General features: G+C 52.7%; 20 protein-coding genes. 13 read left to right on the forward strand and 7 right to left on the reverse strand.

Annotated features, from left to right (window positions below; all coding sequences use genetic code 11):
* Nucleotides 1-22 precede the first annotated feature (22 nt).
* The 3 genes from ACFX4O_RS17690 to yfcG all read right to left on the reverse strand — a co-directional run bounded on the left by ACFX4O_RS17690 (nucleotide 23) and on the right by yfcG (nucleotide 2,229).
* A complete protein-coding gene (locus ACFX4O_RS17690) occupies nucleotides 23-514 on the reverse strand; it encodes a GNAT family N-acetyltransferase (protein WP_380210547.1) in 492 nt (163 codons plus the stop codon).
* Nucleotides 515-582: 68 nt separating this feature from the next.
* Nucleotides 583-1,479, reverse strand: a complete 897-nt coding sequence (locus ACFX4O_RS17695; protein ID WP_131406821.1) for a TIGR01777 family oxidoreductase — start codon at nucleotides 1,477-1,479, stop codon at nucleotides 583-585.
* A gap of 120 nt (nucleotides 1,480-1,599) precedes the next feature.
* Nucleotides 1,600-2,229, reverse strand: a complete 630-nt coding sequence (yfcG, locus tag ACFX4O_RS17700) for a GSH-dependent disulfide bond oxidoreductase (RefSeq protein ID WP_380210549.1) — start codon at nucleotides 2,227-2,229, stop codon at nucleotides 1,600-1,602.
* A gap of 140 nt (nucleotides 2,230-2,369) precedes the next feature.
* Here yfcG and yfcF point away from each other — a divergent pair, with 140 nt between their 5' ends.
* Genes yfcF through yfcD form a run of 3 tightly spaced genes read left to right on the forward strand, consistent with a single transcriptional unit; the run spans nucleotide 2,370 to nucleotide 4,221 of the window.
* On the forward strand, nucleotides 2,370-3,014 hold the full coding sequence (gene yfcF / locus ACFX4O_RS17705) for a glutathione transferase (RefSeq protein WP_131406825.1): 645 nt from the start codon (nucleotides 2,370-2,372) through the stop codon (nucleotides 3,012-3,014).
* 55 nt (nucleotides 3,015-3,069) lie between these two features.
* Nucleotides 3,070-3,621 carry a phosphodiesterase gene (gene yfcE, locus ACFX4O_RS17710; RefSeq protein WP_131406827.1) on the forward strand — a complete coding sequence of 184 codons (552 nt, stop codon included), beginning with the start codon at nucleotides 3,070-3,072 and terminating at the stop codon, nucleotides 3,619-3,621.
* A gap of 54 nt (nucleotides 3,622-3,675) precedes the next feature.
* Nucleotides 3,676-4,221 (forward strand): NUDIX hydrolase YfcD, encoded by a 546-nt coding sequence (yfcD, locus tag ACFX4O_RS17715; RefSeq protein WP_380210551.1) that lies wholly within the window; start codon nucleotides 3,676-3,678, stop codon nucleotides 4,219-4,221.
* 300 nt (nucleotides 4,222-4,521) lie between these two features.
* Here yfcD and pta read toward each other — a convergent pair whose 3' ends face one another.
* Together pta and ackA are read right to left on the reverse strand one after the other, a co-directional pair.
* A complete protein-coding gene (gene pta, locus ACFX4O_RS17720; RefSeq protein ID WP_131406831.1) occupies nucleotides 4,522-6,660 on the reverse strand; it encodes a phosphate acetyltransferase in 2,139 nt (712 codons plus the stop codon).
* Between the two features lie 76 nt (nucleotides 6,661-6,736).
* Nucleotides 6,737-7,939 (reverse strand): acetate kinase, encoded by a 1,203-nt coding sequence (ackA, locus tag ACFX4O_RS17725; RefSeq protein ID WP_131406833.1) that lies wholly within the window; start codon nucleotides 7,937-7,939, stop codon nucleotides 6,737-6,739.
* A gap of 336 nt (nucleotides 7,940-8,275) precedes the next feature.
* Between ackA and yfbV the strand changes: the two genes are divergently transcribed.
* The 4 genes from yfbV to ACFX4O_RS17745 all read left to right on the forward strand — a co-directional run bounded on the left by yfbV (nucleotide 8,276) and on the right by ACFX4O_RS17745 (nucleotide 11,977).
* Nucleotides 8,276-8,731 carry a terminus macrodomain insulation protein YfbV gene (gene yfbV / locus ACFX4O_RS17730; protein WP_131406835.1) on the forward strand — a complete coding sequence of 152 codons (456 nt, stop codon included), beginning with the start codon at nucleotides 8,276-8,278 and terminating at the stop codon, nucleotides 8,729-8,731.
* 172 nt (nucleotides 8,732-8,903) lie between these two features.
* A complete protein-coding gene (locus ACFX4O_RS17735; RefSeq protein ID WP_017458605.1) occupies nucleotides 8,904-9,398 on the forward strand; it encodes a YfbU family protein in 495 nt (164 codons plus the stop codon).
* Between the two features lie 10 nt (nucleotides 9,399-9,408).
* Complete coding sequence (locus ACFX4O_RS17740; RefSeq protein ID WP_380210553.1) at nucleotides 9,409-10,068, forward strand: sugar phosphatase; 660 nt, start codon at nucleotides 9,409-9,411, stop codon at nucleotides 10,066-10,068.
* Nucleotides 10,069-10,144: 76 nt separating this feature from the next.
* Nucleotides 10,145-11,977 carry an SLC13 family permease gene (locus ACFX4O_RS17745; protein ID WP_380210555.1) on the forward strand — a complete coding sequence of 611 codons (1,833 nt, stop codon included), beginning with the start codon at nucleotides 10,145-10,147 and terminating at the stop codon, nucleotides 11,975-11,977.
* 31 nt (nucleotides 11,978-12,008) lie between these two features.
* Here the strand turns inward: ACFX4O_RS17745 and yfbR are convergent, their stop codons facing one another.
* Together yfbR and ACFX4O_RS17755 are read right to left on the reverse strand one after the other, a co-directional pair.
* Nucleotides 12,009-12,608, reverse strand: coding sequence for a 5'-deoxynucleotidase (gene yfbR / locus ACFX4O_RS17750; RefSeq protein WP_131406841.1), 600 nt, complete (start codon nucleotides 12,606-12,608; stop codon nucleotides 12,009-12,011).
* Between the two features lie 79 nt (nucleotides 12,609-12,687).
* The gene (locus ACFX4O_RS17755; RefSeq protein ID WP_131406843.1) at nucleotides 12,688-13,902 is read right to left on the reverse strand and encodes a pyridoxal phosphate-dependent aminotransferase; all 1,215 of its coding nucleotides are present in this window, start codon (nucleotides 13,900-13,902) and stop codon (nucleotides 12,688-12,690) included.
* Nucleotides 13,903-14,841: 939 nt separating this feature from the next.
* On the opposite strand from ACFX4O_RS17755, the gene lrhA reads away from it, so the two are divergent.
* The 6 genes from lrhA (at nucleotide 14,842) to nuoF (ending at nucleotide 21,268) form a co-directional block, all read left to right on the forward strand.
* Complete coding sequence (gene lrhA, locus ACFX4O_RS17760) at nucleotides 14,842-15,780, forward strand: transcriptional regulator LrhA (RefSeq protein ID WP_380210557.1); 939 nt, start codon at nucleotides 14,842-14,844, stop codon at nucleotides 15,778-15,780.
* A gap of 625 nt (nucleotides 15,781-16,405) precedes the next feature.
* Nucleotides 16,406-16,849, forward strand: a complete 444-nt coding sequence (gene nuoA, locus ACFX4O_RS17765; protein ID WP_017458599.1) for an NADH-quinone oxidoreductase subunit NuoA — start codon at nucleotides 16,406-16,408, stop codon at nucleotides 16,847-16,849.
* 15 nt (nucleotides 16,850-16,864) lie between these two features.
* A complete protein-coding gene (gene nuoB / locus ACFX4O_RS17770) occupies nucleotides 16,865-17,539 on the forward strand; it encodes an NADH-quinone oxidoreductase subunit NuoB (RefSeq protein WP_007371088.1) in 675 nt (224 codons plus the stop codon).
* 89 nt (nucleotides 17,540-17,628) lie between these two features.
* Complete coding sequence (gene nuoC, locus ACFX4O_RS17775; protein WP_017458598.1) at nucleotides 17,629-19,431, forward strand: NADH-quinone oxidoreductase subunit C/D; 1,803 nt, start codon at nucleotides 17,629-17,631, stop codon at nucleotides 19,429-19,431.
* A 2-nt stretch (nucleotides 19,432-19,433) separates the two neighbouring features.
* Nucleotides 19,434-19,934, forward strand: a complete 501-nt coding sequence (nuoE, locus tag ACFX4O_RS17780) for an NADH-quinone oxidoreductase subunit NuoE (RefSeq protein WP_017458597.1) — start codon at nucleotides 19,434-19,436, stop codon at nucleotides 19,932-19,934.
* A complete protein-coding gene (nuoF, locus tag ACFX4O_RS17785; protein ID WP_380210560.1) occupies nucleotides 19,931-21,268 on the forward strand; it encodes an NADH-quinone oxidoreductase subunit NuoF in 1,338 nt (445 codons plus the stop codon). The genes nuoE and nuoF overlap by 4 nt, the downstream gene beginning before the upstream one ends.
* Nucleotides 21,269-21,323: the final 55 nt, after the last annotated feature.

The raw sequence follows: 21,323 nt of genomic DNA on the forward strand, positions 1-21,323 counted from the left end.
ATGTCAGCGCAGTGTGTAAGCCTTATTTTTCCCGCCGGTAAATCCAGTCGTCATAATACTCACCGTGGAGCAGATACACTTTTTCCAGCACCTGCACGCGGGTAAAGCAGCTCTTTTCCAGCACCCGTATCGATCCTTGATTGTCTGCCAGTACCCACGCATTGAGAGCTTTCACTTTGCTCTGCGAAAAGGCGTGCTCGCAGAGCGCTTGCAGAGCTTCCGAGGCGACGCCACGCCCCTGGGCTGCTGGTGCAACCGAATAGCCGACATCGGCCTCCTGCGGGTTATGCTGGCTGATGCGCAGGCCGATATCGCCAACCGCGCTGTGTTGGTCGCGAATAATAAAGGCATTGCTGTCCCGCAGGCGATCGTCAAACAGGGTTCGGATTTGTGCTCTGGAGGCGATTTCGGCCATATAGCGCATCACGCTGTCACATGAGCGCAGGTGCAGAAAAAACGGCCAGTCGGATTCCTGAAATGAAGAGAGGGCAAAGCGGGGTGTGTGCAACGTCATGAAATCGCCTTTGCGGTGATAAGGCGCTTTAGCTTACCACCGCAAGCAAAGTTCGGATGCCACGAAAATTAGGAGGAAACCACATCTCCCATCGCTTCTTCAAGATCGTACCAGCGGAAGGCAAACCCGGCGGCTTCGAGGCGTTTTGGCAGCGCGCGTTGGCCGCCAAGCACCAGCACGGAGGATTCACCCATCATCAGGCGCACCGCAAATGCAGGCGCGCGCATAATGGCCGGACGGTGCAGCACATGGCCGAGCGTATGCGAGAACTGCTCATTACGAACCGGGTAGGGTGAAACCATATTGAACGGCCCGCGCAGGTCGTTATCCAGCAGCCAGAGAATGCCGTTGACCATATCATCAATATGGATCCACGCCAGATATTGGCGACCATCGCCAATGGGGCCACCAAGGCCAAGACGGAACAGCGGCAGCAGCTTACCGAGAATGCCGCCTTTCGGTGCGAGCACCACGCCGGTGCGCAGCAGACAAACCCGGGTGCGATCGCTTTGCGCTTCACAGGCGATTTGCTCCCAGCGGGCGCAAAGCTTATGCGTAAATTCGTTATGTGGCGGTTCTTCCTCAGTAACCACGACTTCACCGAGATCGCCGTAGTAACCGGCGGCTGAACCGGAGATCAGCACCTGTGGCGGCGTGTCGCTGGCATTGATCAAATCGGCAATCCGCTGGGTTATTTGCCAGCGGCTGTTGCACAAGCGCTGTTTTTGTTCCTCGCTCCAGCGTTTATCGGCAATGGGTTCACCAGCCAGATTGATCACCGCATCGACATCATTCAGGTTGGTCAGCTCGTTCAGCCCTTTTAACAGGCTTACGCGCGCATCAAGCAACTGCTGTGCTTTCGCGGGGTTGCGCGTTACCACGGTTATACTGTGTTTTAGCTCCAGCAGGCGGGGGATCAGATGACGACCAATCAGGCCAGTTCCGCCGGTAATCAGTATCTTCATGTTTCCCTCCAGGATGTGTGTGCCTTTCCTCAGCATATGTGACTCAGTAAAACCCGCATGCGATGGCGGGCACATTTTGCATCAAATTTTTCAGCAATGTGAAGAGGTTACCCGTAATGCTTATACTTGTTGAGCCTTCAGTAGCGCCCGTTCGGTCGCTGGACGTGTACGAATACGCTCAAACCAGTTAAATACCGCCGGGTAATCCTCCAGATCGACGCGCTGGCGCGAGTGGGCATTGATCCACGGCCAGGCGGCAATATCGGCAATGCTGTAATGCTCGCCTGCCAGCCACGGTACCCGCTCAAGGCGCTTATTCATCACCTGATATAAACGCTGGGTTTCAACCTGGTAGCGCTCAATGGCGTAGGGTACCGGTTGCGGCGCAAAGTGGTTAAAGTGGTGGTTCTGTCCGAGCATCGGCCCCAGCCCGCCAACCTGCCAGAACAACCATTGCAGCGTAAGATAGCGTTCGCGTAGTTCGCCGCTAAGTAATTTCCCCGTTTTCTCCGCCAGATAAAGCAGGATTGCTCCGGATTCGAATATGCTAAGCGGCGCACCGCCGTCGGCGGGGAGATTGTCGACAATGGCCGGAATTTTGTTGTTAGGGGAGATGCTCAAAAAGTCGGGGCGAAACTGATCGCCTTTGCTGATATCCACGCGAATCAGGCGATATTCCAGCTCCGCTTCTTCCAGGAAAAGCGTTATTTTATGACCGTTTGGTGTGGGCGCAAAATAGAGATCTATCATCAAAGCTCCCGTTATACGGAAAAAGAAACGTCTGAGTTTGAGTATAGGTGTTACCTCTGATGCGTGAACTTTCATCAAGTGACAGGGCGCACAGGACGTTATATTTTGAAGAAAAATCCCAACTATGGAACGAGGATGTTATGAGCGAACCGGCTATCACCTTATGGTCTGACGCAGAGTATTTTTCCCCGTATGTGCTGTCGGCGTATGTTGCGCTACATGAAAAAGGGCTGCCCTTTACCCTGAAAACCGTCGATCTCGAGAGCCACGAGCAACTCGCGCCAGGCTGGCCGGGTTTCACGCTGACGCAACGAGTGCCGGTGCTGGAGATTGAAGGTTTTGAACTCTGTGAATCCACAGCGATTGACGAATATCTGGAGGAGCGTTTCGCCCCGCCGGAGTGGGAGCGTATTTATCCCCACGATCTGCAAAAACGCGCACGCGCCCGGCAAATTCAGGCCTGGCTGCGTAGCGATTTAATGCCTATCCGCGAAGAGCGTTCTACAACAGTCGTGTTTGCCGGAGCCAAAAAAGCGCCGCTCAGCGCTGCCGGGCAGGCGAGCGCCGCGAAGCTGTTCGCTATTGCCGGTGAGTTGCTGGCGCATGATAAACCGAACCTGTTTGGCGAATGGTGTATCGCCGATGTTGACCTGGCATTGATGCTGAACCGGCTCGTGTTGAACGGTGACAAAGTACCGGAGCGGCTGGTGGATTACGCCACCTTCCAGTGGCAACGCTCATCGGTCCAGCGCTTTGTTGCACTTTCCGCTAAGCGCGCAGGCTGATAAGCCTGGCGACTTCCGTTATTATGGGGCGCTTTCTTCCACATGAGGTGCAGTGATGAAACTGATGTTTGCATCGGATATTCATGGGTCGTTGCCCGCGACGGAACGCGTGCTGGAATTGTTCGCGCAAAGCGGTGCCCGCTGGCTGGTGATCCTTGGCGATGTGCTGAATCACGGCCCGCGCAACGCGTTACCTGAAGGCTATGCGCCAGCGCAGGTTGCGGACCGTTTGAACGAACAGGCCGGTCGGATTATTGCCGTACGCGGCAACTGCGACAGCGAAGTGGATCAGATGCTGCTGAAATTCCCGATGACAGCGCCCTGGCAGCAGGTTTTACTGCCTGAACGTCGCCTGTTTTTGACACATGGTCACCTCTTTGGCCCGGATGACGAGCCGCTACTGGCACCGGGCGATGTGCTGGTCTATGGTCATACCCATATTCCCGTTGCCGAGAAACGTGGCGATATTTTCCACTTCAACCCCGGTTCGGTCAGTATCCCAAAAGGTGGGTTTGCGGCCAGCTACGGCATGCTGGAAGAGGACGTATTGCGCGTTATCACACTTAATGATCAGCGGGTTATTGCACAGGTCACGATTAATCCGTAAGTTACCTTTCAACCGAAACGCGCCAACAGAGCGCCCTAAAGAGAAGATTTCCCGATGGTGGAACAGAGTCATTTTGCAGGCATGGAGTGGGTGGATATTGTCAATGAAGACAATGAGGTGATAGCGCAGGCCAGCCGGCAGCAAATGCGGGCTCAATGTCTGCGTCACCGCGCAACCTACATTGTGGTGCATGATGGGATGGGCAAAGTGCTGGTGCAGCGTCGCACAGAGATCAAAGATTTTATGCCCGGTATGCTGGATGCCACCGCTGGTGGAGTGGTGCAGGCAGGGGAAAACCTGCTGGATTCCGCGCGCCGCGAAGCGGAAGAAGAGTTAGGCATTGCGGGAGTGCCGTTTGCTGAACATGGCCAGTTTTACTTTGAAGATGAACACTGTCGGGTCTGGGGCGGATTGTTTAGCTGCGTTTCCCACGGGCCGTTTGCATTGCAGGAAGAAGAAGTTAGCGAAGTATGCTGGATGACGCCGGAAGAGATCACCGCGCGCTGCGACGAGTTCACCAATGATTCATTAAAAGCGCTGGCGCTGTGGATGACGCGCAATGCCAGCAACGATGTGGAAACGATGCAGGAAGCGGAGTAACTCATTTCTCTATGACAGGCAAAACGCCGGCGTTAATGGCGTTTTGTTTTCTTCTCGCAGGCACTCTGCTGCGATACACGAAGCAAAAATGCACCTTCAAAGCATGCGGTATTGATTGCACCAGGAAGGGCGTACCGGCGTACTTAACAAGAAGCCTCTGCCAGTTCCGTGAGATTTGAATCCAAAGACAATCAGGCAGAGCCAGGCGAGTTGATGATAGTGCCCGCAGGACGTGGTTTTCTGTTTGTAGAATAAAAAAGGCGACCTGATGGTCGCCTTTTTGTTGCTGGTTAAAGCAGATTACTGCTGTGAAGCCTGGATCGCGGTCAGTGCGATGGTGTAGACGATGTCGTCTACCAGCGCGCCACGGGACAGGTCGTTAACCGGTTTGCGCATGCCTTGCAGCATCGGCCCGATGGAGATCAGGTCGGCAGAACGCTGTACCGCTTTGTAGGTGGTGTTACCGGTGTTCAGATCCGGGAAGATGAACACGGTAGCGCGACCTGCAACCGGAGAGTTCGGCGCTTTAGATTTCGCAACGTCAGCCATTACCGCAGCGTCATACTGCAGCGGACCGTCGATCACCAGGTCAGGACGTTTTTCCTGCGCCAGACGCGTTGCTTCACGCACTTTCTCTACATCGCTACCTGCGCCGGAGTTACCAGTGGAGTAGGAGAGCATTGCCACGCGTGGTTCGATACCGAACGCGATGGCGGAATCCGCAGACTGAATGGCGATTTCTGCCAGCTGTTCAGCGGTCGGATCCGGGTTGATTGCGCAGTCACCGTACACATAAACCTGTTCCGGCAGCAGCATAAAGAACACGGAGGAAACCAGTGAGCTGCCCGGTGCGGTTTTGATCAACTGCAACGGCGGACGGATGGTGTTCGCGGTGGTGTGCACAGCACCGGAAACCAGACCATCAACTTCGTCCTGTTCCAGCATCAGCGTGCCGAGAACCACGTTGTCTTCCAGCTGTTCGCGGGCGACGGCTTCGGTCATACCCTTGCTCTTACGCAGCTCAACCAGGCGAGCAACGTAACTTTCACGTACCACTTCTGGATCGACGATTTCAATTCCGGTGCCCAGCTCAACGCCTTGCGCAGCGGCAACACGGTTGATCTCGTCCGGGTTACCCAGCAGGATACAGGTCGCGATACCACGTTCAGCGCAGATAGCAGCAGCTTTCACGGTACGCGGTTCGTCGCCTTCCGGCAGAACAACACGTTTGCCCGCTTTGCGCGCCAGCTCAGTCAGCTGGTAACGGAAGGCCGGCGGAGAGAGACGACGGCTGCGTTCAGAGGTCGCGGTCAGAGAATCAATCCACTGGGTGTTGATATAGCTAGCCACGTATTCCTGAACGTTTTCGATACGCTCGTTATCGTCAACCGGAACTTCCAGGTTGAAGCTCTGCAGGCTCAGAGAGGTCTGCCAGGTGTTGGTGTTGACCATAAATACCGGCAGGCCGGTGGCGAATGCACGTTCACACAGTTTGCGAACGCTGGCGTCCATTTCGTAGCCGCCAGTCAGCAGCAGCGCACCGATTTCCACGCCGTTCATCGCTGCGAGGCAAGCGGCAACCAGCACGTCTGGACGGTCTGCGGAAGTCACCAGCAGTGAGCCTGGGCGGAAGTGTTCCAGCATGTGCGGAATGCTGCGTGCACAGAAGGTAACGGATTTCACGCGGCGGGTTTTGATATCGCCTTCGTTAACGATGGTTGCATTCAGGTGATGCGCCATGTCGATTGCGCGAGTAGCAATCAGATCAAAACTCCACGGCACAGCGCCCAGCACTGGCAGTGAGCTGGTTTCTTGCAGTTTCGCCGGATCGATATGAACCACTTTTGCTTTGGACGAGTCATCGAAAATTTCTGACAGGTCAGGGCGGGTACGACCTTGCTCATCAACCGGGGCGTTCAGTTTGTTAACAATCACGCCGGTGATGTTGGTATTTTTCGTGCCGCCAAAGCTGTTGCGGGTCAGTTCGATACGCTCTTTAAGCTGTTCTTGCGTGTCGGTGCCCTGAGACATGACAAACACGATTTCTGCGTTCAGCGTTTTCGCGATTTCAAAGTTCAGCGATTGTGCGAACTGATGTTTACGCGTCGGAACCAGGCCTTCAACCAGCACCACTTCAGCGTCTTTGCTGCTTTCGTGATAACGGGCGATGATTTCTTCCATCAGCACGTCTTTCTGGTTGCTGGAGAGCAGCGACTCAACGTGGCTCATTTTCAGCGGTTCTGCTGCGGTCAGGCCAGAGTTAGCACGCACAATAGTGGTGGTCTGGTCTGGCGCATCGCCACCGGCGCGCGGCTGGGCGATCGGTTTAAAGACGCTCAGACGAACGCCTTTGCGTTCCATAGCACGGATAACGCCAAGGCTGACGCTGGTCAGGCCGACGCTGGTTCCGGTAGGGATCAGCATAATAATACGGGACACGGTTAATCCTCTTTCGTTACCGTCTGGCAAGACGGGTTACAAAACAGCACCGCCAGCGTGGGCTGGCGGTGTGGAATCAGGCAGTCAGGCGGCTCGCGTCTTGCGCGATGACCAGCTCTTCGTTTGTCGGGATAACGACAGCCGGGCGGGTGCCTTCTTTGTTGATAAAGCCAGACTTACCAAAACGGGCAGCCAGGTTACGTTCGTGATCAACTTCAAAGCCGAGAACGCCCAGTTTGCCCAGAGACAGCTCACGCACCATGGCTGCGTTTTCACCGATACCGCCAGTGAAGACAACCGCATCCAGACGACCTTCCATCAGCGCAGTGTAAGAACCGATGTATTTCGCCAGACGGTGGCAGTAAACGTCCATTGCGCGTTTCGCGTCTTCTTTATCTTTGTAGTTGTCTTCTACATAACGGCAGTCGCTGGTGACTTCGGTCAGGCCCAGCAGGCCGGACTCTTTGGTCAGCATTTTGTTGATAGCTTCAACGCTCATGCCCAGGGTGTCATGCAGATGGAAAATGATTGCCGGATCGATATCACCAGAACGGGTACCCATTACCAGGCCTTCCAGCGGGGTCAGGCCCATGGAAGTGTCAACGCATTTGCCGTTACGGATAGCGGAAACAGAACCACCGTTGCCCAGGTGGCAGGTGATGATGTTCAGCTCTTCAACCGGTTTGTTCAGGACTTTGGCAGCTTCCTGAGTCACATAGAAATGGCTGGTGCCGTGTGCGCCGTAGCGACGAACGCCGTGCTCTTTGTACAGTTTGTACGGCAGCGCATACAGGTAGGACTCTTCCGGCATAGTGGTGTGGAACGCGGTGTCGAACACAGCCACGTTTTTGTCTTTCAGGTTCGGGAAGGATTTCAGCGCTTCGGCGATACCAATCAGATGAGCCGGGTTGTGCAACGGTGCGAAAGAGGCTGCATCTTTGATGCCCTGAATAACGGATTCATCAATAATTACAGAGCTGGTGTATTTTTCGCCACCGTGCACGATGCGGTGACCGATTGCGGTCAGCTGTGCAGACAGTTCTGGTTTTTGTGCCAGAATAGTGTTAACGATAAAGTTCAGCGCTTCGCTGTGAGCGGCACCCGCACCTAAAGCCGCTTCTTGTTTACCGCCATCAATTTTCCACTTGATGCGTGCTTCAGGAAGGTGGAAACATTCGGCTAAACCAGAAAGGTACTCGTCACCATTAACTGCATCGATGATTGCGAATTTCAGTGAGGAGCTACCGCAGTTCAGAACCAGTACTAACTTACTCGACATGGAAGTACCTATTTATGATACGTGGCTAAAAAAGGTCAGTGAGTCGCACAGCGTAGCGCAGGTGGAGACTGACATTTATGATTAACATCATGCCGGGTTTACTTTCTGGCATGATGGAAAGAATACATAAAATTTTAAGCTATTTTGCGCAAATTTCAGGCAGTGGCATAATGAGCTTAAATTTGACGATTTAAAGATATTCGTCTAATGAACCGGTCAAGGCCGCCACAGGATACCCGATACCAGGTGGGATTGACAAAAAATTTTAACGTTGTCATTCACAGTTGTTGTTTTGCACAAATTTTTTAATTTTTATATGTGAAGTTGAGGTAAACCATGTCCACTTCAGAGAAACGACCCGTCACTTTTTTTAGTTTGTTTCGTCGGGGTCAGCACTACGCGAAGACCTGGCCTATGGAAAAACGCCTCGCTCCGATGTTCGTTGAAAACCGGGTGATCCGTGCAATGCGCTATGCCACGCGCTTTATGCCGCCAGTGGCAGTGTTTACTCTCTGCTGGCAAATTGCGCTGGGTGGCCAGCTTGGGCCAGCGGTTGCTACTGCGCTGTTTGCGCTGAGCATGCCGATGCAAGGGCTGTGGTGGTTGGGTAAGCGCTCCGTGACGCCGCTACCGCCGTCGATTCTGCACTGGTTTTATGAAGTGCGCGGCAAGCTGCAAGAGGCCGGACAGGCGCTGGCGCCTGTTGAAGGCAAACCGGATTACCAGGCGCTGGCCGACACGCTTAAGCGTGCTTTTAAACAGCTCGATAAAACCTTTCTTGATGATTTGTGAGTTTGAGCAAGTTTCGCAATCTCTATAAAAGAAGGCATTTTTGCGATGTCTTCTTTTTTATTTTTCATTCTGTTCTACCCAAAACCCTCGGCAAATCAAAAAAGCCGTCTTTTTCAGCAGGTAAACTCAAGGCATCTTTTTTAATGCGCCGATGTGCCATAGGAGTCGAAAGATGGAAATGACCAATGCCCAACGTCTGATCTTATCCAACCAGTACAAAATGATGACCATGATGGATCCGGCTAATGCGGAGCGTTATCGCCGTTTGCAAACCATTATTGAGCGCGGATATGGTCTGCAAATGCGCGAATTGGATCGTGAATTCGGCGAACTGAAAGAAGAAACCTGTCGCACAGTTATCGATATCATGGAGATGTATCACGCACTGCATGTCTCCTGGGCCAACCTGAAAGACACCAGCGCCATTGATGAACGCCGCGTAACTTTCCTCGGTTTTGATGCCGCAACAGAAGCGCGTTATCTCGGCTATGTACGTTTTATGGTGAACATCGAAGGACGCTATACCCATTTCGATGCGGGTACCCACGGCTTTAACGCGCAAACCCCAATGTGGGAAAAATATCAGCGCATGCTGAGCGTGTGGCACTCCTGCCCGCGTCAGTACCACCTGAGCAGCAACGAAATTAATCAGATTATTAACGCCTGAGGAGGTGAGTGTGCAGTGTAAAGGATTTCTGTTTGACCTGGATGGCACCCTGGTGAATTCGCTGCCCGCCGTGGAGCGAGCATGGTGTAACTGGGCTGACCGATTCGGTATCGCGCATGATGAAGTACTGAATTTTATCCATGGCAAACAGGCGATTACCTCGCTGCGGCATTTCTTACCGGGCAAGTCTGAAGCGGAGATTGCGGCTGAATTTACCTGGCTCGAACAGGTTGAAGCGGCGGATACCGATGGCATTACCGCGCTGCCTGGTGCGATTGCGCTACTTGAGCATTTAGATGCGTCAGCCATTCCGTGGGCGATTGTCACTTCCGGGTCTGTGCCTGTCGCTCACGCGCGCCATCGTGCAACCGGGCTGCCGACGCCAAAAGTGTTCATTACCGCTGAGCAAGTAACTCGCGGCAAGCCTGAACCTGATGCTTATTTACTCGGCGCAAATTTGCTGGGGCTAGCGCCGCAAGAGTGCGTGGTGGTGGAAGATGCGCCGGCGGGTGTCCTTTCCGGCCTTGCCGCTGGTTGCCATGTGATTGCGGTAAATGTCCCTGCGGATGCGCCCCGGCTCGATGAAGTGGATTTCAGGCTTAGTACGCTTGAAGCGCTTGATGTCGCAAAACGGCCAGACGGCCTGGTGAATGTCACGCTAAAGGCCTGATCCCATGATTTAACCCCACTTTTGTGGGGTTTTTTTATGGCACTATTTCTCCACTATCAACTGACAAGGATACGTTGTGAACGGTGAACTTACCTGGGTACTGTGTCTGCTGGGCATCGCGGTGGTGCTTTTTGCAACGGGCAAAGTGCGTATGGATGCTGTTGCGCTGTTTGTCATTGTTGCCTTTGTTCTCAGTGGAACGCTGACGCTTTCCGAAGCGTTTTCTGGCTTTAGCGACCCGAACGTTGTGTTAATTGCCGCCCTTTTTATCATCGGTGATGGCCTGGTCCGCACCGGAGTAGCGACGAATATGGGGACGTGGCTGGTCAACATGGCCGGCAGTAGCGAAATCAAAATGCTGGTGCTGTTGATGGTTACCGTTGCTGGGCTGGGCGCATTTATGAGTTCGACCGGCGTGGTGGCGATCTTTATCCCGGTAGTGCTCAGTGTCTCAATGCGCATGCAGATTTCGCCGTCACGGCTGATGATGCCGCTCAGCTTCGCTGGCCTTATTAGCGGCATGATGACGCTGGTAGCGACGCCGCCGAATCTTGTCGTTAACAGCGAGTTGCTACGCGAAGGCTTTGACGGGTTCAGCTTTTTTAGCGTGACCCCTCTTGGGCTGGTGATCTTGCTGCTTGGTATTATTTATATGCTGTTAATGCGTTTCACGTTGAAAGGGGAGAGTGATGATACCGCGCGTGAGAGCTGGAAACGCCGCAGTTTTCGCGATCTTATTAAGGAATATCGTCTTGCCGGTCGGGCGCGTCGTCTGGCGATTCGCCCCGGTTCGCCAATGATTGGGCAACGGCTGGATGATTTACAACTGCGTGAACGCTATGGCGCAAATATCATCGGTGTTGAGCGCTGGCGGCGTTTTCGGCGCGTCATTGTTAACGTTAACGGGGTATCCGAATTTCGCGCCCGCGATGTGTTGCTGATTGATATGTCTGCCGCCGAAGTCGATCTGCGTGAGTTTTGCGCTGAACAACTGCTTGAGCCGATGATCCTGCGCGGCGAGTACTTCTCAGACCAGGCGCTTGATGTTGGGATGGCGGAAGTGTCGTTGATCCCGGATTCCGAACTGATAGGCAAGACCGTGCGCGAAATCGGTTTTCGCACCCGCTACGGCCTTAACGTTGTGGGGTTAAAACGCAATGGTGAGGTGCTCGAAGGTTCGGTGGCGAATGAAGCATTGCAACTGGGTGATGTTTTTCTGGTGGTCGGAAACTGGAAACTCATCAGCCAGCTTGGCTCGCATGGTCGCGACTTTGTGGTGCTTAACTTGCCGGTGGAAGAGAGCGCAGCATCCCCGGCGCACAGCCAGGCGCCACACGCTCTTTTCTGCCTGGTATTGATGGTTGCATTGATGCTAACCGATGAAATTCCCAATCCAGTCGCAGCGATCATAGCGTGCATGTTGATGGGCAAGTTTCGCTGTATCGATGCTGAAAGCGCTTATAAAGCGATTCACTGGCCGAGCATCATTTTGATTGTCGGCATGATGCCGTTTGCGCTGGCTTTGCAAAAAACTGGCGGTGTGGATCTGGTGGTAAAAGGGTTGATGGATTTGGGCGGTGGCTATGGCCCTCACCTGATGCTGATATGCCTGTTCGTGATGTGCGCCGTGATTGGTTTATTTATCTCTAACACCGCAACCGCGGTATTGATGGCTCCGATCGCGCTGGCGGCGGCGAAATCGATGGGCGTTTCGCCTTATCCGTTCGCAATGGTCGTGGCGATGGCGGCTTCGGCAGCGTTTATGACGCCTGTTTCCTCACCGGTGAATACCCTGGTTTTAGGGCCAGGTAACTACCAGTTCAGTGATTTCGTCAAAATCGGTGCGCCGTTCACGCTGCTGGTGATGGTGGTGTGTGCACTGCTGATCCCGGTGCTGTTCCCGTTTTGACATGGCCGGGCTTTTAACCCGGCATATTGCGTTACAGCGGCGAATCCTGGCTGATTTCATCCAACGACAGATGAAAGCTCGGCACAAACACCTGCATGAAGTAATCCATTTCCGGGCTGCGGCGCGCATCGAGCGTTTTTTCCAGTCGTGATTTGGCTAACAAGAATTCGTTGTTGCCGGCGGAGAGCTCTTCCAGACATTTCAGATAAGCGCATAGGGCATCAGCCTGTTTCACGATCGATTTTTCTTCCGCGGTGTAGTGATGTTCATCGATCAGCGGCGCAAAAATATCACGCAGTTCTTCCGGCACCATCTCGACCAACTTCTGCTGGGCGATCTTCTCGATAGCTTTATATTCCTGGGCTATTTGCGAGTTGAAATATTTCACCGGCGTTGGCAAATCACCCGTCAGCACTTCTGATGCATCGTGGTACATCGCCAGGAGAGCGATACGCTCAGCATTGATCTGGCCTGCGAATTTACGGTTTTTAATTGCCGCCAGCGCGTGGGCGACCATTGCGACTTGCAGGCTATGTTCGGAGACATTCTCCGTGCGTACATTACGCATCAGTGGCCAGCGATTGATGAGTTTAAGGCGGGAAAGGTGGGCGAAAAAGTGGCTCTGACTCATGGTTAACCTTGTCTGTGACTGCGACCTGAGCCATTGTGCGCAGAGAGTGGGGGAAGATGCAAATCCTCCCCCACATCCTTTACTGGTGGTAACCTGAGAGGAATCGACCAAAACGGGTAATCGCCATTTCCAGATCGTCTTCACGCGGCAGCGTCACAATACGTACGTGATCCGGCCATGGCCAGTTAAACGCAGAGCCTTGTACCAGCAGTACTTTTTCCTGCAACAGGAAGTCGAGTACCATTTTCTGGTCGTCGTGAATATTGAAGCGTTTGGCATCGATTTTCGGGAACATATACAGCGCACCGCTTGGTTTCACACAGGAAACGCCAGGGATCTCATTGATCAACTCCCATGCGCGATTACGCTGCTCATACAGACGCCCGCCAGGAACAATAAATTCGCTGATGCTCTGGTAGCCGCCGAGTGCAGTCTGGATCGCGTGTTGTGCCGGGACGTTGGCACACAGGCGCATCGATGCCAGCATCTCCAGCCCTTCAATATAGCCTTTCGCGTGTTTTTTCGGCCCGCTCAACACCATCCAGCCCTGACGGAAACCCGCGACCCGGTAGGTTTTCGACAGCCCATTAAAGGTGATAGTGAACAGATCCGGCGCGAGTGCGGCAATCGAGTGATGCTGCGCTTCGTCGTAAAGAATTTTGTCGTAGATTTCATCCGCAAAGATGATGAGGTTGTGCTGACGTGCGAGCTCAACGATTTCCAGCAGCAGCGCTTTTGAGTAAACCGCGCCGGTTGGGTTGTTTGGGTTGATAATGACAATCCCGCGCGTACGCGGCGTAATTTTGGCGCGAATATCGTCGAGATCGGGGAACCAGCCTGCCGACTCATCACATAAATAGTGCACCGCTTTTCCGCCGGAGAGCGAGACTGCAGCGGTCCACAGCGGGTAATCCGGTGCGGGCACCAGCATTTCGTCGCCGCTGTTAAGCAACGCCTGCATCGACTGCACGATCAACTCGGAAACACCGTTGCCAATATAGATGTCTTCCACAGTGATTTCGCGCATACCGCGTGCCTGGTAATGCTGCATGATAGCTTTACGCGCGGAGTAGAGCCCTTTGGAGTCGCAGTAACCTTGCGCACTGGGTAGGTTGCGGATCACATCCACCAGGATTTCATCCGGGGCCTCGAAGCCGAAAGGGGCTGGGTTGCCGATGTTGAGTTTGAGGACCTTGTTGCCTTCTTCTTCAAGACGTTTTGCTTCTTTCAGAACCGGGCCACGGATGTCGTAACAGACGTTATCTAATTTGCTGGATTTTTCGATGGAGGACATGAACCTTTGACCTTTTAGCTAGAATAGCCACTGCCTGCCGTGGAAGTGAGCACGGAACAATGTACTCCCCCGTCCGTCTATTTTGAAGGGTTAGCAGGAGAAGATTTTGTCTTAATGCTGCTGATGGTTAACGCTTTTTTAACTATTTATTGGCCTTTTTGTTTTTTATTTTTTCTGTGTTTGTTTTCTATTTTGGTTTTTAATGCTGTCTTTGTGTTTTCTGCTGATATTTTTTACCGTCTAAAAGCGTTCGTTTCGTCTCGGTTTGAGGCGGTTGTGCTATGGTAGAATTCGTTTTCTGTTTCAAGCCGCGCGATGGATTACCGCCTCATTCAGCCAGGTGAAGAGGTGAGTTGGCTGTAAAAGCAATGTTAAGCATTATTAATAGTTAGTTCTTCACTTAATTAATAGCTATTTAATATTGAGAATGGGAACGATGACTATCACTAATATTAATAAGATGGTGGGGAGGTAGAAGCCATTTGTTTGCTTAAGATTATTCGCAATAATGCTTATAAATATAAAGGTTTTAGGTTAAACTCGTGGGGCAAGAAATGGAACTGACACCAAAAGCCTTGCTTTAGTTAAGGTTTATTTCTTAATTTTAGTTGATTGTTATTACTCGCTTTTAATTCTGACCAGTTATATAGGCTGGTTCTATATGGCGCAGTGCTATGTATAGCCTATGAACGTTGCACAAACATGTTTTTCTTAAAAGGAATAACTCGCTTTGGCATCTTTTATATATCTAAAAGGAATGGCAGAAGGCGAAATAAAGCCATTGAGTTCAGCTTGCGTTAGACAGCGAACTATAAACACCTGAACGACTGCCAGCTTTACCTGGTCTGCTGGATGCACTTTTTAAATGGAATTACTTAATCTTACGAGCACAGCATAAACCCGGGTCACTCCGCGCGAACGACCCGTAAGTGAAAAATTATGATAAATGCAAATCGTCCGATATTGAATCTCGACCTCGATCTGCTGAGAACTTTCGTTGCGGTCGCCGATCTAAACACATTTGCTGCGGCCGCTGCTGCGGTTTGTCGCACTCAGTCCGCCGTAAGTCAGCAAATGCAGCGGCTAGAACAATTAGTGGGAAAAGAATTATTTGCTCGTCATGGCCGCAATAAACTCTTAACTGAACATGGTATTCAGTTACTGGGATATGCGCGAAAGATCTTACGTTTCAATGACGAAGCATGCACGTCGTTAATGTTTAGTAATCTTCAGGGCGTCTTAACTATTGGCGCTTCTGATGAGTCCGCAGACACGATTTTACCGTTTTTGCTTAATCGTATTAGCTCGGTATACCCGAAGCTGGCTCTCGATGTACGAGTGAAACGCAACCCGTTTTCTGACGAACGCGAACAAGCGCATGATGTTGATCTCGTGGTGACGACTCACCGTTCCGCGCAATTTGATTGCCTGACGTTGCGCACATCGCCAACGCACTGGTACTGCTCGGCTGAATACGTGTTACAGAAGAGTGAGGCGATACCACTGGTTTTATTGGATGAACCCAGCCCCTTTCGCGATATGGTCATCAATTCGCTGAATGATGCGGATATTCCCTGGCGTATGGCTTATGTCGCTTCTACGCTTTCGGCGGTGAAAGCAGCAGTAAAAGCAGGATTGGGTGTGACCGCGCGGCCAGTGGAAATGATGAGCCCCGATTTGCGCGTGCTGGGTAGAGCGGAAGGGCTACCGTTGTTGCCTGATACGGAGTATTTGCTTTGCTATAACCCGCAAAGCCGCAATGAGTTGGCACAGGTGATTTTCCAGGCCATGGAACATTATCAAAATCCCTGGCATTACGGCAGCGCTACTCCTGAGGGAGGAGGCGATCCGCTGATTATCGAAGGGGATTTTAGCTAACATCCTCTGCCAAATCTGGTAACAAAATGTAAGTGTAAAAATGAACCGCTGGCGGCAAAAAAGCGGTTATCGGTTCATTTTGCGCACAAATTATGAACCATAAAAACGCTCTTCCTGAAAATTATTCTTTCTTTCAATAATTTAATATCACTCACAGCACGATCTCCTTTTTTCAACTATAGTCTTTCATGCCTGCTGGTCATGTTAAAAATCAAGGCGGATTGTTGCTGTTTCACTGTATGAATTAACAAAAGCGTGTCGCAGATCAAGAAAATACTCCCGTTGAGGGGGAGGAATCCTGACAAAATCCTGTCAAAATAAGCGGGTAATAAGTATAAAACCTTGCTACGGACACGATTCAACACCTGGATATTTCTTGTGAATGTTTGAAGTCGTTCAAGAAAACGGCACTAAATGTTAATGAATTGCTGCCGATGTAAACTAATGTGAGGAAACCTTTGTTAAAGTTGACAAAAGGTTATAGAAAGGAGTAAAAACCCACATCGTTTAGCTGTTTTCGCCTTTTACACAGTTAATGTGTGGTTTTTCATTCCTCCCCGTGAATCGATGTGGCGTCATCTGCCAGCAAGAGCAGAGGTAATAACGCTACCTTTTGAGTTAAGCAATGCGTATGTCAACATCCACTGAAATCATCGCTCATCACTGGGCATTCGCTATCTTTCTTATTGTCGCCATTGGCCTGTGTTGCCTGATGCTGATCGGCGGTCGGTTTTTGGGCGGTCGCGCACGCGCGAGGCACAAAAACGTTCCTTTCGAATCGGGTATCGACTCCGTCGGTTCCGCTCGCTTACGTCTATCCGCCAAGTTTTACCTGGTGGCCATGTTCTTCGTCATCTTCGATGTGGAAGCGCTCTATTTATACGCATGGTCAACCTCCATTCGCGAGAGTGGTTGGGTCGGGTTTGTCGAAGCCGCTATTTTTATATTAGTGCTGCTGGCTGGTCTGGTTTATCTGGTGCGTATTGGCGCGCTGGATTGGACGCCCGTGCGTTCGCGCCGTGAGCAAATCAACCCAGAGACTAACAGCTACACTGACAGTCAACGCTAACCGCGAGGCAATAAGATGGATTATACGCTCACCCGCATAGATCCTAACGGTGAGAACGACCGTTACCCCCTGCAGAAACAGGAGATCGTAACCGACCCCCTGGAACAAGAAATTAACCGTAGCGTTTATATGGGCAAGCTCGAAAATGCCCTGCACGATATGGTGAACTGGGGACGTAAAAACTCAATTTGGCCATATAACTTTGGCCTGTCGTGCTGTTATGTAGAGATGGTGACATCCTTTACGGCAGTGCACGACGTTGCGCGTTTTGGTGCGGAAGTGTTGCGTGCTTCTCCTCGTCAGGCAGACCTGATGGTGGTCGCGGGCACGTGCTTTACCAAAATGGCGCCGGTCATTCAGCGCCTTTACGACCAGATGCTGGAACCTAAGTGGGTTATCTCCATGGGTGCCTGTGCGAACTCTGGCGGTATGTACGATATCTATTCTGTCGTACAAGGCGTCGATAAATTTATCCCGGTGGATGTTTACATCCCTGGCTGTCCGCCGCGTCCTGAAGCCTATATGCAGGCGCTGATGCTGCTGCAGGAGTCGATTGGCAAGGAGCGTCGTCCGCTCTCATGGGTGGTTGGCGATCAGGGCGTTTATCGCGCCAATATGCAGTCGGAACGCGACCGTAAACGTGGCGAGCGTATCGCCGTGACCAATCTGCGTACGCCGGACGAGATTTAATTTGCGCCTGTGGGTAATGGAAGAAACTTCGCATTTCAATAATCCAATAACGCGAAGCCATACCCAACAGTCACCACGGACCCTTTGCAATGGTGAACAATATGACCGATTTAACTGCGCAAGAAGCCGCATGGCAGACCCGAGATCATTTGGATGATCCGGTCATTGGCGAATTGCGCAACCGTTTTGGGCCGGATGCCTTTACCGTTCAGGCGACCCGCACCGGGGTACCCGTCGTTTGGGTTAAGCGTGAGCAGTTGCTGGAAGTGGTCGATTTCTTAAAGAAATTACCGAAACCATACGTCATGCTGTTTGATTTGCACGGCATGGACGAACGTCTTCGCACACACCGCGCCGGTTTGCCCGCCGCGGATTTTTCCGTTTTCTACCACTTCATTTCCATCGATCGCAACCGCGACATCATGTTGAAAGTGGCCCTTGCTGAAAACGATCTGAATGTGCCGACAATTACCAAACTTTTCCCGAACGCCAACTGGTATGAGCGTGAAACCTGGGAAATGTTTGGCGTTACGTTTAATGGTCACCCGCACCTGACGCGCATCATGATGCCGCAAACCTGGACGGGTCACCCGCTGCGTAAAGATTACCCGGCGCGCGCAACTGAATTCGATCCGTTTGAGCTGACCAAAGCCAAGCAGGATCTGGAAATGGAAGCGTTGACCTTCAAGCCGGAAGACTGGGGCATGAAACGCGGCACCGAAAACGAGGACTTTATGTTTCTCAACCTCGGCCCGAACCACCCCTCTGCGCACGGTGCGTTCCGTATCATCCTGCAGCTGGACGGCGAAGAGATCGTCGACTGCGTGCCGGATATCGGTTACCACCATCGTGGCGCGGAGAAAATGGGTGAGCGCCAGTCCTGGCACAGCTACATTCCTTACACCGACCGTATCGAGTATCTCGGCGGTTGCGTAAACGAAATGCCTTACGTGCTGGCGGTGGAAAAACTGGCCGGTATCACCGTGCCGGATCGCGTCAACGTGATCCGCGTGATGCTGTCTGAACTGTTCCGCATTAACAGCCACCTGCTTTATATCTCAACCTTTATTCAGGACGTAGGCGCAATGACGCCGGTGTTCTTCGCCTTTACTGATCGTCAGAAAATCTACGATCTGGTGGAAGCGATCACCGGTTTCCGTATGCACCCGGCCTGGTTCCGCATTGGCGGCGTGGCGCACGATCTGCCGCGTGGCTGGGATCGTCTGCTGCGCGAGTTCCTCGACTGGATGCCAAAACGCTTGGCCTCTTACGAGAAAGCGGCGCTGCGTAACACCATCCTGAAAGGCCGCTCTCAGGGCGTTGCCGCTTACAACGCAAAAGAAGCGCTGGAGTGGGGCACGACCGGTGCAGGCCTGCGTGCGACCGGCATCAATTTCGACGTGCGTAAAGCGCGTCCGTACTCCGGTTACGAGAACTTCGACTTTGAGATCCCGGTTGGCGGTGGCGTGAGTGACTGCTACACCCGCGTCATGCTGAAAGTTGAAGAGCTGCGCCAGAGCCTGCGCATTCTTGAGCAGTGCCTCAACAACATGCCGGAAGGCCCGTTCAAAGCGGATCACCCGCTGACAACGCCGCCGCCGAAAGAGCGCACGCTGCAACATATCGAAACCCTGATTACTCACTTCCTGCAAGTGTCGTGGGGCCCGGTAATGCCGGCCAACGAATCCTTCCAGATGATTGAAGCAACCAAGGGTATTAACAGTTACTACCTGACCAGCGACGGCAGCACCATGAGCTACCGTACCCGCGTTCGTACCCCGAGTTTTGCGCACCTGCAGCAAATCCCGTCGGCCATCCGCGGTAGCCTGGTATCAGACTTGATTGTCTATCTGGGTAGTATCGATTTTGTTATGTCAGATGTGGATCGCTAATTATGCACGAGAATCAACAACCACAAACCGAGGCTTTTGAGCTGAGTGCGGCAGAGCGTGAGGCAATTGAGCACGAGAAGCACCACTACGAAGACCCGCGTGCGGCGTCCATTGAAGCGCTGAAGATAGTTCAGAAACAGCGTGGTTGGGTGCCGGACGGCGCAATTTACGCCATCGCTGACGTGCTGGGCATTCCGGCGAGCGATGTCGAAGGCGTGGCAACATTCTACAGCCAGATCTTCCGCCAGCCGGTTGGTCGCCATGTTATTCGCTATTGCGACAGCGTGGTTTGCCATATCACTGGCTATCAGGGCATTCAATCGGCGATTGAAAGCCATCTGAAGATCAAACCGGGCCAGACAACGTTTGACGGTCGCTTTACGCTGCTGCCGACTTGCTGTCTGGGTAACTGCGATAAAGGCCCGAACATGATGATTGATGAGGACACTCACAGCCATCTGACGCCGGACGCGATCCCTGATTTGCTGGAGCGGTATAAATGAAAACAGTTATCCGTACTCCTGAAACGCACCCGCTGACCTGGCGTCTGCGCGATGACAAACAGCCGGTCTGGCTCGAAGAGTACCAGAGCAAAAACGGTTATGCCGGTGCGCGCAAAGCGCTGACCGGCATGGCACCGGATGAGATTGTCAATGCGGTGAAAGATTCGGGTCTGAAAGGTCGCGGCGGCGCGGGCTTCTCCACGGGTCTGAAGTGGAGCCTGATGCCGAAAGACGAATCCATGAACATCCGTTACCTGCTGTGTAACGCCGATGAAATGGAACCGGGCACCTACAAAGACCGCTTGCTGATGGAGCAACTGCCGCACCTGCTGGTAGAAGGGATGCTGATTTCGGCCTTCGCGCTGAAAGCCTACCGTGGCTACATCTTCCTGCGCGGCGAATATATTGAGGCGGCGGTGCATCTGCGCCGCGCGATTGCTGAAGCAACCGAAGCCGGTTTGATTGGCAAGAATATTCTTGGCAGCGGCTTCGACTTCGAACTGTTTGTGCATACCGGCGCGGGTCGTTATATCTGCGGCGAAGAAACGGCGCTGATTAACTCGCTGGAAGGCCGTCGTGCTAACCCGCGTTCCAAACCGCCATTCCCGGCAAGCTCCGGTGCATGGGGTAAACCGACGTGTGTCAACAACGTCGAAACCCTGTGTAACGTCCCGGCGATCCTGGCGAACGGTGTTGAGTGGTATCAGAACATTTCGACCAGCAAAGATGCGGGCACCAAACTGATGGGCTTCTCCGGACGCGTGAAGAATCCGGGTCTGTGGGAGCTGCCGTTTGGTACCACCGCGCGTGAAATCCTTGAGGATTACGCGGGTGGTATGCGCGATGGACTGAAATTTAAAGCCTGGCAGCCGGGCGGGGCAGGGACCGATTTCCTGACCGAAGCGCACCTCGATTTGCCGATGGAGTTTGAAAGCATCGGTAAAGCAGGTAGCCGTCTCGGTACGGCGCTGGCGATGGCCGTTGACCATGAAATTGGCATGGTGCCGCTGGTGCGCAACCTGGAAGAGTTCTTCGCCCGCGAGTCCTGCGGTTGGTGTACGCCATGTCGTGATGGTTTGCCGTGGAGCGTGAAAATCCTGCGTGCGCTGGAGCGTGGTGAAGGCCAGCCTGGAGATATCGAGACACTTGAGCAACTGTGTCGACAACTCGGGCCGGGTAAAACCTTCTGCGCGCATGCGCCAGGTGCGGTTGAACCGTTACAGAGCGCGATTAAATACTTCCGCGAAGAGTTCGAAGCGGGCATTAAACAGCAATTTAGCAATACCCATGCAATTGGCGGTATCCAGCCAAACTTGCTGAAAGCGCGCTGGTAATGGTTCTTCCTTCATCGCGCTGATGAGGGGATGCGAACAGAATTTTGATTAACTC

It is taken from the genome of Kosakonia sp. YIM B13571, assembly GCF_042788095.1.
In the GTDB taxonomy this organism is placed as follows: Bacteria; Pseudomonadota; Gammaproteobacteria; order Enterobacterales; family Enterobacteriaceae; genus Kosakonia; species Kosakonia quasisacchari.

What these genes read in the sequence shown, in the direction of transcription:
- ackA (WP_131406833.1), bottom strand. Translation starts at nt 7,939, where the DNA reads ATGTCGAGTAAGTTAGTACTGGTTCTGAACTGCGGTAGCTCCTCACTG.
- ACFX4O_RS17735 (WP_017458605.1), top strand. Translation starts at nt 8,904, where the DNA reads ATGGAAATGACCAATGCCCAACGTCTGATCTTATCCAACCAGTACAAA.
- nuoE (WP_017458597.1), top strand. Translation starts at nt 19,434, where the DNA reads ATGCACGAGAATCAACAACCACAAACCGAGGCTTTTGAGCTGAGTGCG.
- nuoF (WP_380210560.1), top strand. Translation starts at nt 19,931, where the DNA reads ATGAAAACAGTTATCCGTACTCCTGAAACGCACCCGCTGACCTGGCGT.
- ACFX4O_RS17690 (WP_380210547.1), bottom strand. Translation starts at nt 514, where the DNA reads ATGACGTTGCACACACCCCGCTTTGCCCTCTCTTCATTTCAGGAATCC.
- yfcE (WP_131406827.1), top strand. Translation starts at nt 3,070, where the DNA reads ATGAAACTGATGTTTGCATCGGATATTCATGGGTCGTTGCCCGCGACG.
- ACFX4O_RS17695 (WP_131406821.1), bottom strand. Translation starts at nt 1,479, where the DNA reads ATGAAGATACTGATTACCGGCGGAACTGGCCTGATTGGTCGTCATCTG.
- lrhA (WP_380210557.1), top strand. Translation starts at nt 14,842, where the DNA reads ATGATAAATGCAAATCGTCCGATATTGAATCTCGACCTCGATCTGCTG.
- ACFX4O_RS17755 (WP_131406843.1), bottom strand. Translation starts at nt 13,902, where the DNA reads ATGTCCTCCATCGAAAAATCCAGCAAATTAGATAACGTCTGTTACGAC.
- nuoC (WP_017458598.1), top strand. Translation starts at nt 17,629, where the DNA reads ATGGTGAACAATATGACCGATTTAACTGCGCAAGAAGCCGCATGGCAG.
- yfbR (WP_131406841.1), bottom strand. Translation starts at nt 12,608, where the DNA reads ATGAGTCAGAGCCACTTTTTCGCCCACCTTTCCCGCCTTAAACTCATC.
- yfcG (WP_380210549.1), bottom strand. Translation starts at nt 2,229, where the DNA reads ATGATAGATCTCTATTTTGCGCCCACACCAAACGGTCATAAAATAACG.
- yfcF (WP_131406825.1), top strand. Translation starts at nt 2,370, where the DNA reads ATGAGCGAACCGGCTATCACCTTATGGTCTGACGCAGAGTATTTTTCC.
- nuoB (WP_007371088.1), top strand. Translation starts at nt 16,865, where the DNA reads ATGGATTATACGCTCACCCGCATAGATCCTAACGGTGAGAACGACCGT.
- yfcD (WP_380210551.1), top strand. Translation starts at nt 3,676, where the DNA reads ATGGTGGAACAGAGTCATTTTGCAGGCATGGAGTGGGTGGATATTGTC.
- yfbV (WP_131406835.1), top strand. Translation starts at nt 8,276, where the DNA reads ATGTCCACTTCAGAGAAACGACCCGTCACTTTTTTTAGTTTGTTTCGT.
- nuoA (WP_017458599.1), top strand. Translation starts at nt 16,406, where the DNA reads ATGCGTATGTCAACATCCACTGAAATCATCGCTCATCACTGGGCATTC.